Source organism: Leucobacter sp. GX0328, from assembly GCF_053567315.1.
The window spans coordinates 800,624-813,257 of sequence record NZ_JBSGPC010000001.1; the positions used below are offsets into that span (position 1 = coordinate 800,624).

General features: G+C 72.1%; 11 protein-coding genes. 1 reads left to right on the top strand and 10 read right to left on the bottom strand.

The window, feature by feature from the left end; translation table 11 throughout:
• Positions 1-195 precede the first annotated feature (195 nt).
• The 8 genes from ACUYTF_RS03555 to ACUYTF_RS03590 form a co-directional block, all read right to left on the bottom strand.
• On the bottom strand, positions 196-1,194 hold the full coding sequence (locus ACUYTF_RS03555) for a transporter substrate-binding domain-containing protein (protein ID WP_434143084.1): 999 nt from the start codon (positions 1,192-1,194) through the stop codon (positions 196-198).
• Between the two features lie 58 nt (positions 1,195-1,252).
• Entirely contained in the window at positions 1,253-2,287 is a 1,035-nt protein-coding gene (locus ACUYTF_RS03560; protein WP_434143083.1) for an ABC transporter substrate-binding protein, read from the bottom strand.
• A 78-nt stretch (positions 2,288-2,365) separates the two neighbouring features.
• Complete coding sequence (locus ACUYTF_RS03565) at positions 2,366-3,157, bottom strand: ATP-binding cassette domain-containing protein (RefSeq protein WP_434143082.1); 792 nt, start codon at positions 3,155-3,157, stop codon at positions 2,366-2,368.
• A 44-nt stretch (positions 3,158-3,201) separates the two neighbouring features.
• Complete coding sequence (locus tag ACUYTF_RS03570; protein ID WP_434143081.1) at positions 3,202-4,281, bottom strand: ABC transporter permease subunit; 1,080 nt, start codon at positions 4,279-4,281, stop codon at positions 3,202-3,204.
• Between the two features lie 78 nt (positions 4,282-4,359).
• Positions 4,360-6,420 (bottom strand): FAD/NAD(P)-binding protein, encoded by a 2,061-nt coding sequence (locus ACUYTF_RS03575; RefSeq protein WP_434143080.1) that lies wholly within the window; start codon positions 6,418-6,420, stop codon positions 4,360-4,362.
• Positions 6,417-6,971 (bottom strand): GNAT family N-acetyltransferase, encoded by a 555-nt coding sequence (locus ACUYTF_RS03580; protein ID WP_434143079.1) that lies wholly within the window; start codon positions 6,969-6,971, stop codon positions 6,417-6,419. Before ACUYTF_RS03580 ends, ACUYTF_RS03575 begins: the two co-directional genes overlap by 4 nt.
• Positions 6,968-8,377 carry an NtaA/DmoA family FMN-dependent monooxygenase gene (locus ACUYTF_RS03585; RefSeq protein WP_434143078.1) on the bottom strand — a complete coding sequence of 470 codons (1,410 nt, stop codon included), beginning with the start codon at positions 8,375-8,377 and terminating at the stop codon, positions 6,968-6,970. Before ACUYTF_RS03585 ends, ACUYTF_RS03580 begins: the two co-directional genes overlap by 4 nt.
• Positions 8,374-9,720: an LLM class flavin-dependent oxidoreductase gene (locus ACUYTF_RS03590; protein WP_434143077.1), complete on the bottom strand. Its 1,347-nt coding sequence runs from the start codon at positions 9,718-9,720 to the stop codon at positions 8,374-8,376. The genes ACUYTF_RS03585 and ACUYTF_RS03590 overlap by 4 nt, the downstream gene beginning before the upstream one ends.
• Before the next feature lie 165 nt (positions 9,721-9,885).
• On the opposite strand from ACUYTF_RS03590, the gene ACUYTF_RS03595 reads away from it, so the two are divergent.
• A complete protein-coding gene (locus ACUYTF_RS03595; protein WP_434143076.1) occupies positions 9,886-10,434 on the top strand; it encodes a flavin reductase in 549 nt (182 codons plus the stop codon).
• A gap of 136 nt (positions 10,435-10,570) precedes the next feature.
• Here the strand turns inward: ACUYTF_RS03595 and ACUYTF_RS03600 are convergent, their stop codons facing one another.
• Entirely contained in the window at positions 10,571-11,530 is a 960-nt protein-coding gene (locus ACUYTF_RS03600; protein ID WP_434143075.1) for an ABC transporter permease subunit, read from the bottom strand.
• Between the two features lie 29 nt (positions 11,531-11,559).
• A complete protein-coding gene (locus ACUYTF_RS03605) occupies positions 11,560-12,573 on the bottom strand; it encodes an ABC transporter permease subunit (protein ID WP_434143074.1) in 1,014 nt (337 codons plus the stop codon).
• Between the last annotated feature and the right edge of the window lie 61 nt (positions 12,574-12,634).

Consider the following 12,634-nt stretch of genomic DNA (forward strand, 5'->3'; position numbering starts at 1 on the left):
CATTCTACGTTCGCGATGGCTGGGAGATCGCGGGTCGCCACCCGAGTGCCGGGCCGCCTTCGGGGCGCGGGGCGCGGAACGCGTCGATCTGCGCGCGCTGCGCCCGGACGGGGTCGGTACCGGAGTCGTGGAGCCGAATGCACCATCGGGACGCCCCCGGTAGTGCATTCGGCTCCACGCTCACGGACGCTCTGGTCAGTAGCGGGGCAGTCCGGGCGGGTTGACGAGAGACTCGTCGAGCCGCTCGTCCTCCTGCCCCCAGCGGCCCAGCACCTCGTCGTAGACGCCCGAGGCGATGAGCTCGTCGATGACGATCGACACGGGCTCGACGAGCCCGTTGCCCTTCGCCGTCGCAGCCCCGACCTGGCCGCTGACCGGGTATGCGCTGTTGAACTTGCCGACGACGCGGGTCTCGCCCGCGGTGTCGGCCTGGAACTTCGCCTGCGAGTAGGGCTGGATGCTGACGTCTGCGCGGCCCGAGACGAGCGCCAGGTTGCCCGCCGCCGCATCCTCGTAGTAGACCGGTTCGCCGGGGTCGATGCCGGCGGCCTTGTTCTGCGCGATCCAGTCGAGCAGGAACCGCTCCTGGTTCGTGCCGCTGCCGACGATGACCTTGAGCCCCGAGATGTCGGCCGGCTCCTCGATCTTCTGCACCTCGCTGGAGCCTGCGACGATGAACCCCATCACCGCGTCGCGGTAGGTCGCGAAGTCGAACAGGTCCTTGCGCTCCTCGGTCACCCCGATGTTCGTGAGGGCGAGGTCGTACTTGCCCGACTCGATGCCGAGCGGCCAGTCCGCCCAGGCGACGTTCTCGGGCGCGTAGTCGAGCCCGAGCCCTTCCGAGATGAGCGACGCGAGATCGGCATCGCTGCCGAGCACCGTCTGCGCGTCGTCCTCCGCGAAGAAGGAGGTCGGGGGCGCCCCGCTGCCGCCGAGCGCGACGGTCAGCCTGCCGCTCTGGATCGGCGTGAAGCCGCTCGCTTCGAGGGCGGCGACCGCGTCGGGCACGGGCTCGATGTGGGGCCTGTCGTCGAGGTTGCCCGTCGTGAGGTCGAACACCGAGCCCGCGGCCTGCGGAGCACCGGCTCCGAGCGCCCCGTCGACGGCCCCCGCCGAGCATCCGGCGAGCGTCAGAGACGATGCTGCGGCGAGGCCGACGAGCAGAGCGAGAACGGGTCGTCGAATGGATGGCATGGGGACTCCTGGGTGATTCGGGATGCTCGGAAGGTGCGGGGATGCTCGGAAGGTGCGGTTACTGGCGGGGCAGACCGGGCGGGTTGACGAGCGACTCCTCGACCGCCTCGTCGCCGAGCTGCCAGCGGTCGAGCGCGGCGGCGTAGTCGCCGCTCTCGATGGCATGGTTCAGCACGATCGCGACCGGGTCGATGAGGCCGTTGCTCTTCGCGGTCGCGACGCCGATCTGGGCGTTGTCGGGGAAGCCGCCGTTGAGCGTGCCGACGACCTTCCACTCGCCCGTCGTCGCGACGCGGTACGCGGCGGTCGGGTTCGGGCCGAAGGCGGCGTCGATACGGCCCGACGAGACGGCGAGGAAGGCCGCGGCGTTGTCGTCGTAGTAGACGGGCTCGCCGGGCTCGAGGCCGTTCTTCTCGTTCTCGGCGAACCAGTCGAGCAGGATCTTCTCCTGGTTCGTGCCGCTGCCGACGGCGATGCGGAGCCCCGCGACGTCCTCGGCCTTCGTGATGCTGTCGATGTCGCTGTTCGCGGCGACCGCGAAGGCGAGGACGTCGTTGCGGTGCACGGCGAAGTCGAAGAGATCCTTGCGCTCCTCGGTCACGGTCACGTTCGAGGCGACGGCGTCGTACTTGCCCGATTCGACGCCGAGGGGCCAGTCGGCCCAGGCGACGTTCTCGAGGTCGAGTTCGAGGCCGAGGCCGTCGGCGACGAGCTGGGCGATGTCGGGCTCGACGCCGAGCAGGGTGCTGTTGTCGTCTTCGGCGAGCAGGCTGAGCGGGGGCTCGTAGGCGTTGACGGCGACGGTGAGCCTGCCCTCCTGGATCGGCTGGAAGCCGCTCTGCTCGAGCGCCTGGACGGCTTCGGGCACGGGGTCGATGCGTACGCGGTCGTCGGCGTTCGCCGAGGTGAGGTCGAAGGGCGATGCGGCGCCTGCGCCCGGGGCGCCGGGAGCGCCGGGGGCGCCCGGTGCCGCGGTCGACGGCGTGGAGCAGGCGGCGAGGCCGGCGATCGCGAGGGCCGCGGTGGCGGCGAGCAGCAGACGGGAGGCGGGGGCGCGGCGGTGCGTGCGCTGCGCGGGCGGTGCGGTGGTCATGGGTCGGGGTCCTGTTCGGGTCGGGGTGCGGATGATGACGGTGACGGTGACGGTGGTGGTGCGGTGCAGTGGCTGCGGTCAGATGACCCAGTCGAGGAACTCGCGGGTGCGCTCCTCTTCGGGGTCGCGCAGCACCCGGTCGGGGCTGCCCTGCTCGACGACGCGGCCGGCGTCGAGGAAGACGACGTGGTCGGCGACCTCGCGGGCGAATCCGATCTCGTGGGTGACGATGACGAGGGTGCGGCCCTCATTCGCGAGGTCCTTGATGACGCTGAGCACCTCGCCGACGAGCTCGGGGTCGAGCGCCGAGGTCGGTTCGTCGAAGAGCAGCACGTCGGGTTCGAGCGCGAGGGCGCGGGCGATGGCGACGCGCTGCTGCTGGCCGCCCGAGAGCTGGCGCGGGTAGTGGTCGGCGCGGTCGGCGAGGCCGACACGGGCGAGCAGCGCGCGGGCCTGGGCGAGCGCTTCGGGCTTCGTCGCGCGCTTCAGGGCGAGCGGCGCCTCGACGACGTTCTCGATCGCGGTGAGGTGCGGGAAGAGATTGAAGTTCTGGAACACCATGCCGACGCGGGTGCGCCGCTGCAGCACCCGTTTCTCGGGCAGCTCGTGGAGGCGGTCGCCGCGGCGCTCGTAGCCGATGTAGTCGCCGTCGATGGTGATCGAACCGGCGTCGATGGTCTCGAGGTGGTTGATGGCGCGCAAGAGGGTCGATTTGCCCGACCCCGACGGGCCGAGCAGCGCGACGACCTGGCCGGGCTCGACCGTGAGCGAGACGCCGTGCAGCACCTCGTTCTCGGCGTACGACTTGTGCACGTCGGCGATCTCGACGAGGCCCGTGCGGGCGGGGGCGGTGGCGGGGGCGGTGGTCATGTCTCGGGTGCCTTTCAGTGGCCGGGTGGTGGGCTCTGCAGGGATCAGCGCGCTTCGGCGATGATCGCGGCGACGGCCGGCGCGTTCTGCGTGCGGGTGCGTGCACCCGCGGTGAAGCGGCGCAGGCCGGCCCGGGCCCGCTGCAGGGGCGTCGGGGGCAGCTCGCGCGCGGTGCCGCGGGCGAAGCGGCGCTCGAGCGAGTACTGGGCGATGCTCAGGACGGTGGTGAAGATCGTGTACCAGGCGGCGGCGACGAGCAGCAACGGGATCACCTGGCTGTTGCGGTTGTAGATCACCTGCACGGTGTAGAAGAGTTCGGGCAGCGCGACGATGAACACGACCGAGGTGCCCTTGAGCAGGCCGATGACCTCGTTGAACGCGTTCGGCAGAATGACGCGCAGCGCTTGCGGCAGCACGATGCGGAAGAAGCGGCGGGCGCGCGGGATGCCGAGCGCCTTCGCGGCCTCGAGCTGCCCCTGGTCGACCGAGAGCAGGCCGCCGCGGATGATCTCGGCGGAGTAGGCGGCCTGGTGCAGCGAGAGGCCGAGGATCGCGGCGACGGAGGCCGAGAGCAGGCGCACCGTGTCGAATTCGACGACCCAGAAGTCGTAGGTGAAGGGCCAGCCGATGCCGAGCTTCGGGAAGAGATAGCCGAGGTTGTACCAGATGACGAGCTGCACGATGAGGGGCACCGAGCGGAAGAACCAGATGAACCCCCAGGCGAACGAGTTCAGGAGCGCCGAGCCCGAGAGCCGGGCGAGGGCGAGCACCGCGCCGAGCACGAAGCCGATGACCGCCGATACGGCGGTGAGCCAGAGCGTGAGCCAGAGGCCGCGCAGCACGGCCGCGTTGAAGAAGTACTCGGCGAAGACGTTCCAGCGCCACTGCGGGTTCGTGAAGAAGGTCCACAGCAGCTGTGCGAGCAGGAAGACGGCGACGGCGCTGGCGATCCAGCGAGCCCAGTGCCGCAGCGGAACGACGCGGTCCACGGCGATCGGAGACACGGCTGCGGGAGCCGCGGCTGCGACGACCTCGGTCGGCGCAGCGATCGCCGTGGCGGTGGGGGCTGCGGCGCCGGGATCGGCCTCGACACCGATTCGATCACGTGTTGTTATGGGAGACATGCTGCGAGCTTATGCGCAGTGCCCCGGGGCTCCGCAACCGCCGTCGAAACATGACGCAAGATTCCGTAATGGAAGCCGTCACACTCGCACGAGATCGGCCGCAGGGAGAGCGCCCTGCACCGTCGTGGCGAGGCCCGCGGCATCGGCCAGCAGGGATCGCGCCACGCGATCGGAGGTGCGGAAGGGCAGCGAGTCGAGACCCGGGCGGGCGAACGCGCCTCCCGTCGGCGCGGCGGTGAACGCGCCGAGCGCGTACTGCCGTTCGGCGCCGATCAGGCGGCCGTCCGGCTCGACGGCGAGCTGCCCGGTGCTGCCGGCGAAGCCGTCGTCGACGACGGCGACCTCGCGCGCCTGCCCGCTCGCGACGAGCTGGCGCAGCAGCGGATTGTCGCTTCGCGCCGCCGTGGCCTCGGGCAGCCAGGCGTCGATCAGGGTGCGCGCCTCCGCCTCCGCGCGCACCGACCGGCCGGCCGAGTGCGCGCTGCCCGATGCGCGGAAGAGCCCGCGCTCCTCGTCGAGCTCGAGCGCGACATCGCCGCCGAGGAAGTGCACGACGCCCGCCTCGGAGAGCGCGATGAGCTCTTCGAGGCGGTGCCCGGGCGGGCCGCTCGCGAGGTAGCTGAAGTAGGGGTGCCAGCGGCGCGGCAGCGAGTGGGTGCGGCTGCGCGCGTTCCAGCGCTCGGGCGGTACGTCGGCGAGCGACATGTACGCGTGCAGTGCTGCCATGAAGAGCCCCTGGGTCGCGCTGCGGCGAGCGGCCGTGCGCTGGGCGAGATCGAGCCCGATGTGCTCGCGCAGGCGCCGCTGCAGCGCGGCATCTTCGGCGCGAGCGCCCGTCGGCCCCGAACCGCCGCCCGCACCGTCGCCCGCACCGCTGCCGGCGTCTGCTGCACCGGTGCCCGGGAACTGCAGAGGCCGGTCGAACGATGCGAGGTCGAAGCGGTCGAGGGGGTCGGGCACGTGCTGCGCGATGAGGGCCGACAGCTCGGCCGAATCGTGCCCTCCGGGCCGCGCGAGGGCTGCTCGGAGCGCCGGGGCGAACTCGGCCCATCCGCCGCGTACGTGCTCGGGGTGCCCGGTGAACAGCTCTCGGTAGTAGCCGGTGAGCAGCTCGGCCGCGACGAGCGGCCACACCTCGGCGTCGAAATCGAGGGGGTCGCCGGCCGCCGCGCGCTCGTGGAACGCCGCCCCGAGGTAGTCGAGGCGGGGAGCGTCGCCGCGCAGCTCCGACGTGACCTTCGAGCGGTACGGCACGCCCCGGCGCGACCCGAGGTGCAGCACGGGCTCCCGGCCGCTCGGCCGGTAGCGCAGCCGCCCGGTCGCGCCGGGCCCGCCTTCGCGCTCGAAGACTCCGCCGCGCCCCTCGGTGAGCAGCACGACGAGGTCGACGGCCGCGAGCCCCATGCCGCGCACGATGACGTCGGCGCCGGGCTCCACCCAGTCGAAGTCGACGTCCGCGGTGAACGCGGGCGGCACGTACGCGAGCCCATGAGCGCGTGCGAAGCCGGCGATCCGCTGCGCGGCGTTCGACGGCTCGGTGCCGTTGTGCCCGATCGTGTGCAGCACGAGGTCGGCCTCGAGCACGCCGCCCGAGGCGAGGGCCACGCGGGCGGGCGACGCGCCCTCGACGGAGACCGCGCGATCCCTGACCCACGTCACCGACGCGGAGGGCGCCGCCCGCGCGACGATCTCGCGATAGGCCCACTCGAGGTAGGCGCTGTTGAGTCGTCGGGTCGGGAATGAGGTGCCCGTGACCTCGTGCAGTTCGCGCTCGAGCCGCGCATCCCACCACGCCGGCCGCGCGATGCGCCCGGCGCGCACGCCGTCGACCCACTCGGCGAGCGAGGGGCCGGGCACGACCGGCCCGTCGATCTCGCAGGAGGCGTCGGTGAACACCGAGTCGTCGCGCAGCATCGTGTTGAGCTTCAGGAGCGGCGACTGAGCGCGCCGCCAGATGCGGCCGCCGCCCGGCTCGTGCGGGTCGACCAGGGTGATATCGAGCCGCAGCTCGGGGGTGTCGCGGGCGTGGTTCGCGAGCAGCCGCTCGAGCACCATGATGCCGGCGGGCCCGGCGCCGATGCCGACGACGCGCACGGCATCCGCCTGCACCGCGCTCGGAGGCCCGCCGGCCGCGTTCACGCCGCCGTCTCCGCGAGATCCGCGGCCCCGGCCAGCGCCTTCTCGAACGCCAGCGGGCCGCCGATCTCCTCGCCCGTGAGGGCGGTGTCGAAGAGCGGCGTGTACCCGGTGGCGAGGTAGAGCGCGCGTGCCTCGGGCTGCCGCGGCCCGGTCGTCAGGTAGATGCGCGCGTAGCCGAGGCGCGCCGCCTCGAGCTCGAGCTCGGCGAGCACGTGGCGGGCGAGGCCCTCGCCGCGGCGTTCGGCACTCGTCCACACCCGCTTCACCTCGGCGGTCGTCTCGTCGAACGGCATGAACGCTCCGCCCGACACGGGTGCGCCGTCGTGCAGCAGCAGGATGAACGCGCCGAGGGGCGGGGCGAAGCGCTCGGCCGGGTACCGCTCGATCTCGACGATCGCGGGCTCGCCCATGATGTCGCTGCCGTAGCGCTCGTCGTACTCGCGTTCGAGGTCCCGGAGCAGGGGCGCCGCGAGCGGGTCGTGGTAGTCGACTCGCTCGAATGCGTAGCCCGGGCCGAGGGGCGCGCCGGGGCTCGTCGCCCCGCCGCTCATGCGGCCACTCGCTCGGCGGGCTCGACGCGCTCGGGAGCAGGCTCGGCGCCCGCGAGGCCCGGAGGCGCCGACAGCCCGAGCGTAGTGCGCAGCGTCGCCCCGGGGTCGCGCTGGCCCGGGTACTCGGTGCGGAAGACGCCGCGCTCCTGCAGCAGCGGCACGACGCGGTCGACGAACTCGTCGAGCCCGCCCGGCGTGAGGTGCGGTACGAGAACGAAGCCGTCGGAGGCGCGGCCCTGCACGTAGCGGTCGATCTCGCCGGCGATGAACTCCGGGGTGCCGACGAAGGTGTGGTCGGCGGTCTCGGCGACGACGAGCTCGCGCAGCGTGAGCCCCTCGCGTTCGGCGCGTTCGCGCAGGCGGCGGGCGTTCGAGATGCGGTCGACGAGCTGCGGGTTGTGCTGCCCCTCGCGGCGGGCGCCGTCGCCGGGCGCGCTCGCGGGCAGCGGGCCGTTCGGGTCGAGCCCCGGGAGCTCGCGGCCCCACACGGCCTCGATCCAGGCGAGGGCCGTCGGCTCGCTGATCTGCTGGAATGCGATCTCGCGCGAGCGTTCGCGCGCATCCTCGGCAGTGTCGCCGATCACGAAGGTCGCGGCGGGCAGGATCAGCAGGCCGCCCTCATCGCGGCCGACGGCGGGGAGGCGCCCCTTGACGTCGGCGTAGAAGCGCTGGCCGTCGGCGAAGTCGTTGTGCCGAGAGAAGATGATCTCGGCGTGCTCGGAGGCGAAGTCGCGCCCGGCGGGCGAGTCGCCCGCCTGCACGATGACCGGGTAGCCCTGGGGGCTGCGCGGCACGGTGCCGGTCGCCGAGATGCCGAAGTGCTTGCCGTCGTGGTCGACGCGCTGCACGAGGCCGGGGTCGACGAACCGGCCGCCCGCGGCATCGGCGGTCACTGCTCCGGGCTGCCACGATGCCCAGAGCCGCTTCGCGAGGGCCACGAACTCGGCGGCGCGCTCGTAGCGCTCGGGGTAGGGCAGGAAGCCGCCGCGGCGGAAGTTGCCGCCATGGAAGGCGTCGGAGGAGGTGACGACGTTCCACCCGACCCGGCCGCCCGAGAGGTGGTCGATCGTGGCGAGCTGGCGCGCGAGCTCGTACGGCTCGTTGAACGTGCTCGAGAGCGTGCCGACGACGCCGATGTGCTCGGTCACCGAGGCCATCGCCGCGAGGACGGGGAGGGTGGCCGGGCGGCCCGCGACGTCGAGGTCGTGGATCTCGCCGCCGTGCTCGCGCATGCGCAGCCCTTCGGCGAGGAAGACGTAGTCGAAGAAGCCGCGCTCGGCGGTCTGCGCGAAGCGGCGGAACGAATCGAAGTCGATCTGGCTGCCCGACCGCGGGTCGCTCCAGACGGTCTGGCTGTTGACGCCCGGGAAGTGGGCGACGAGATGCACTGGGCGCTGCGCGGTCATGCTGCGACCTCCTCGGTCTGCGCCGCTGCCGCGGCGTATCGGTTGATGGCGGCGTCGAGTCCGAAGCGCTCGCGCAGCGACGGGGTGTCTGCTTCGACAGGGATCGCCTGAGCGAGACCGCGGCGGTGCAGTTCGGGCAGCAGGTCGCGGGCGATCGCGTGCACGTCGGCCGGCTGGGCGAGGGGGCGCAGCCGCACGCCTTCGATGCCCGCCTCGCGCCACGCGGCGATGAGGTCGGCGATCTCGGCGGCCGTGCCGGTCCCGACCCGGGCGTCGCTCCGGAGCACCGGGCCCAACGCATCGAGGCGGGCGAGTCGTTCGGCTCCGGTCTCGCCGACTCCGGTGCCCGCGCCGTCGCCAGCGCCGTCGAGCGCGACCACGAGGTCGGCGACGATGCGCAGCGGTTCCCGTTCGCGGCGCCGCCCCGAGGCCCGGGCCTCCGCTTCGGCACGGCGCACGGCGGCGACGATGTCGTCCGCCGAACGGCCGCCGGAAGTGCTGCTGCCCGGGTCCTGCGGTTCCGGCGTGACGAACACGACGTCGGCGGCCTCGGCTGCGAGCCGGTAGACGGCGTCGGAGTGGGCGAGCAGCGCGACGGGCGGTCGCCCCTGCGGCGAGCGCGGCACGATCGAGGGGCCGGCGACGCTGAAGCGGGCGCTCTCGAAACGCACGTGGTGCAGGCGGTTGCGGTCGAGGAAGCGGCCGGTCGCGGCGTCGCGGATGATCGCGTCGTCCTCCCAGCTGTCCCAGAGGCGGCTCGTCACCTCGGCGACGTCGGCGGCCTCGGCGAGCAGTTCGTCGAGGGCGGCGTCGCCTTCGCCTGCGAGCACCGCCGCGGCGTCGATGGCGGGGGCCTCACGGCGCCCGAAGGCGTCGGCCTCGGCGGCGCTCGCCGAGATGCGCAGCTGCCAGCCGGCGCGGCCGCTCGAGACGTGGTCGAGGGTCTGCAGCGCGGTGGCGACGTGGAAGGGTTCGGTGTGCGTCGTAGTGACGGTCGGGATGAGCCCGATGCGGTGCGTACGAGGGGCGATCCAGCTGAGCAGCAGGAGCGCGTCGAGGCGCCCGGTCACCCCGTTCTCGCTGCCGGCCCCGGCCCCGAGGAGCTCGTGCTGCGGCGCGAGCGCATCGGTGAGGGCGACGTAGTCGGCACCGGCGTCGTCGAGTTCGCCGACGAGGCGCTGCCAGTGGGCGGGGGCGAAGAGCGCGCTCGCGTCGGCGTCGGGCTCGCGCCAGGCGGCGGGGTGCGCCCCGGCGCCGTCGAGGGCGACGCCGACGGTGAACGGCGCGGCGTCGGCGTGCGGGGGTGCGGTGCTCGGGGCTTCGGGGTGAGTCGTGTGCGGCATGGAGACGAGGCTAGGCCGCTCGGCCCCACCCGCGCAGCCGCACTGAAACATTCGGTAACGGAATGGGTGCCATTACCTTTTGTTGCGAATGGGGTGGCAGCGACCGCTCGGCGAGACCTACGCTGGCTGCACGATCCCTGGCTGAACCCACCCGCAAGGAGCCGCATGCCCGCGCACGCCGCCACCCGTACCGAGCCCGCCCCCACCACCCTCGACGCCCCGCCCGACGCCGTCTTCGAACCGCGCGCCTACCGCGACGTCATGGGCGCCTTCCCCTCGGGCGTCACGGTCATCACGACGGCGACCGGCGCCGGCCCGGTGGGCTTCACCTGCCAGTCGTTCACGAGCGTCTCGATCGACCCGCCGCTCGTGTCGTTCTCGGTCGCGCGCACCTCGCGCAGCCTCGCCGCCGTGCGGGACACGGGGCGCATCGCCATCAACTTCCTGAGCACCGCCCAGCAGCACCTGAGCGCCCAGTTCGCTCGTTCGGGCACCGACAAGTGGCAGGGCGTCGAGTGGGTGCCGGCCGAAGCGAACGGGGCACCGCTGCTCGCCGGCACCGCGGGCTGGGTGGCCGGCCGCATCGACCGGGAGATCGAGGCGGGCGACCATCTCATCTTCCTCGTGCGGGTCGCAGCGCTGCACCACTCCCCCGAGCGCGAGCCCCTCGTCTTCCACCGCGGCGCCTACCGCGAGCTCGACTACCAGATCTGAGCGCGGGCGCGGGGGCGCGCATCACGACCAGGCGCGGATCTCGAAAGCGTGGAGCCTGATGCACCATTGAGACGCGCCCAGCGGTGCATCAGGCTCCACGCTTCGGGTTCACCCGAAGCGTCCGGCGCCAGAACCCCTACTTGAGCCCCGAGCGCACGAAGGCGTCGACCACGTAGCGCTGCAGGAAGATGTAGATGAGCAGGATCGGCAGGCATGCCATCGCGCTCGCCGCCATCACGGCGCCCCAGTTGTTGCCCTCGGCGCCGAGGAAGCCGCGGATGCCGACCTGGATGAGCGCATCGCCCTGCTGCATGATGAGCGCGGGCCACAGGTACTCGTTCCACGCGCTGATGAACAGCATGATGCCGAGCGCGGCGAGCGCCGGGCGCAGGTTCGGTACCACGACCTCCCACAGCGTGCGCCACGCGCCCCGGCCGTCCATCGACGACGCCTCGAGCAGTTCGCGCGGGAACGAGTCGAGGTGCTGCTTGAGCAGCATCACGGCGAACGCGGCGGCGAGCTGCGGGATCATGACGCCGAGCACCGTGTTGAGCAGGCCGAGCTTCGAGATGAGCACGTAGTTCGGGATCATCGTCACCTGGAACGGCACGAGCCACGAACCGACGAAGAGCAGGAACAGGACCTTCTGGCCGCGGAACGACCAGCGCGCGAAGCCGTACGACGCGAGGATCGCGATGAACAGCTGCCCGACGGCGAGGCCGAGCGCCATGCCGAAGGTGTTCGCGAGCATGCCGAGGATGGGGATGGTGCTCCACACGTACTCGAAGTTCTCGATACTGAACGGGCCGGGCAGCGGGTTCGTCGACAGCATCTGATCGGCGGGCCGGAAGGCCGTGACGAACATCCAGTAGATCGGGAACACCGAGATGATCGCGAGCACCGTGAGCAGCACGAACGCGGGGATGTTCGCGAGCCTGCGGCGGGTGCGGCTCCGGGCGAGCGCCCGGGTTGCGGCGTCGGCGGCGTCGGGAGCATCGGAGGCGGCACCGGGGCGGGTGCCGGCGGCGGCCGGCTTGCTGATGTCGACCGGGTCGAGGGCGCCGAGGTGCTGCGGGGCGACGAGGGTGAAGGTCATGGAAGTGTGCTCCTGGGAGGTGTGACGGCTCAGTTGTCGTGGAAGCTGAGCTTCTCGGAGAGTTCGACGAAGACGAGCGCGATGAGCCCGAACGCGATGAAGAAGAGCGTGCCCGCTGCGGCCGAGAGTCCGGCGTCGAAGTTGCGGAAGCCGAACTGGTAGAGCAGGTAGTAGATGTTCGTCGACGAGTTGCTCGGGCCGCCCTGTGTGACGAGGTCGATGATCGGGAAGGTCCACTGCGCCGAGAGCAGGATGGTCATGAGCGCGAGGAACACGAGCGAGGGCGACAGCAGCGGCAGAGTGACGCGCCACGTGATCTGGCGCTCGGTGGCGCCGTCGGTCGCGGCGGCGTGCCCGTAGTCGGGGCTGATGCCCGCGAGGCCGGCCGAGACGACGAGCACGCCGAAGCCGAGCATCTGCCAGCCGACGATCACGATGACGGCCCACATCGACGATTCGGGTTCTCGGAAGACGTTGCCCATCTCGATGCCGAGGGTGCGGGCGACGGCAGGGATCGTGCCGCCCTCGGGCGCGAACAGCCACCGCCAGACCGCGCTCGTCGCGACCGGCGTGACGAGGAACGGCACGAAGATGAGGGCCTGGTAGACGGTCTTCGCCCGGCCCGCGACGCGGCGCGAGATCAGCGCGAACACGACCGGCAGCGCGACCGAGAGCACGAGGAAGGCTCCGATGTAGAGCACGGTGTTCCAGAGCGCCTGGTGCAGCTCGGGCAGGCTCAGCACGGTCGCGTAGTTCTCGAGACCGACCGGAGTCTTCGGCTGGGTCGGAATCAGGTTCCAGTCGAAGAAGGAGAGCTCGAAGGTCTGCACGAGCGGGATGTAGGTCCAGACGAGCAGCAGCACGACCGCGGGGAGCACGTAGAGGTAGGGGGCGATCGTGAAGCGCTCGGTGCTCCGGGCGCGCTTGGCGCGGGTGCGCCGGGCACGCCGGGTACGCGCGGCTGGTTCAGGGGTCGATGCGGTTTCAGGGATCGGCTCCGCCGCTGCGAGTGCGGCTGCCGGCGGGAGAACCTCGGTGAACAACGGTCGTTCCGTTCTACTGGGTGGTGAGGGGTGTGCGGGCGGATCGGCGGGCGGGGCCGGG

Coding starts and splice junctions, on each gene's coding strand:
- ACUYTF_RS03555 (WP_434143084.1), bottom strand. CDS start 1,194: ATGCCATCCATTCGACGACCCGTTCTCGCTCTGCTCGTCGGCCTCGCC.
- ACUYTF_RS03560 (WP_434143083.1), bottom strand. CDS start 2,287: ATGACCACCGCACCGCCCGCGCAGCGCACGCACCGCCGCGCCCCCGCC.
- ACUYTF_RS03565 (WP_434143082.1), bottom strand. CDS start 3,157: ATGACCACCGCCCCCGCCACCGCCCCCGCCCGCACGGGCCTCGTCGAG.
- ACUYTF_RS03570 (WP_434143081.1), bottom strand. CDS start 4,281: ATGTCTCCCATAACAACACGTGATCGAATCGGTGTCGAGGCCGATCCC.
- ACUYTF_RS03580 (WP_434143079.1), bottom strand. CDS start 6,971: ATGAGCGGCGGGGCGACGAGCCCCGGCGCGCCCCTCGGCCCGGGCTAC.
- ACUYTF_RS03585 (WP_434143078.1), bottom strand. CDS start 8,377: ATGACCGCGCAGCGCCCAGTGCATCTCGTCGCCCACTTCCCGGGCGTC.
- ACUYTF_RS03590 (WP_434143077.1), bottom strand. CDS start 9,720: ATGCCGCACACGACTCACCCCGAAGCCCCGAGCACCGCACCCCCGCAC.
- ACUYTF_RS03595 (WP_434143076.1), top strand. CDS start 9,886: ATGCCCGCGCACGCCGCCACCCGTACCGAGCCCGCCCCCACCACCCTC.
- ACUYTF_RS03600 (WP_434143075.1), bottom strand. CDS start 11,530: ATGACCTTCACCCTCGTCGCCCCGCAGCACCTCGGCGCCCTCGACCCG.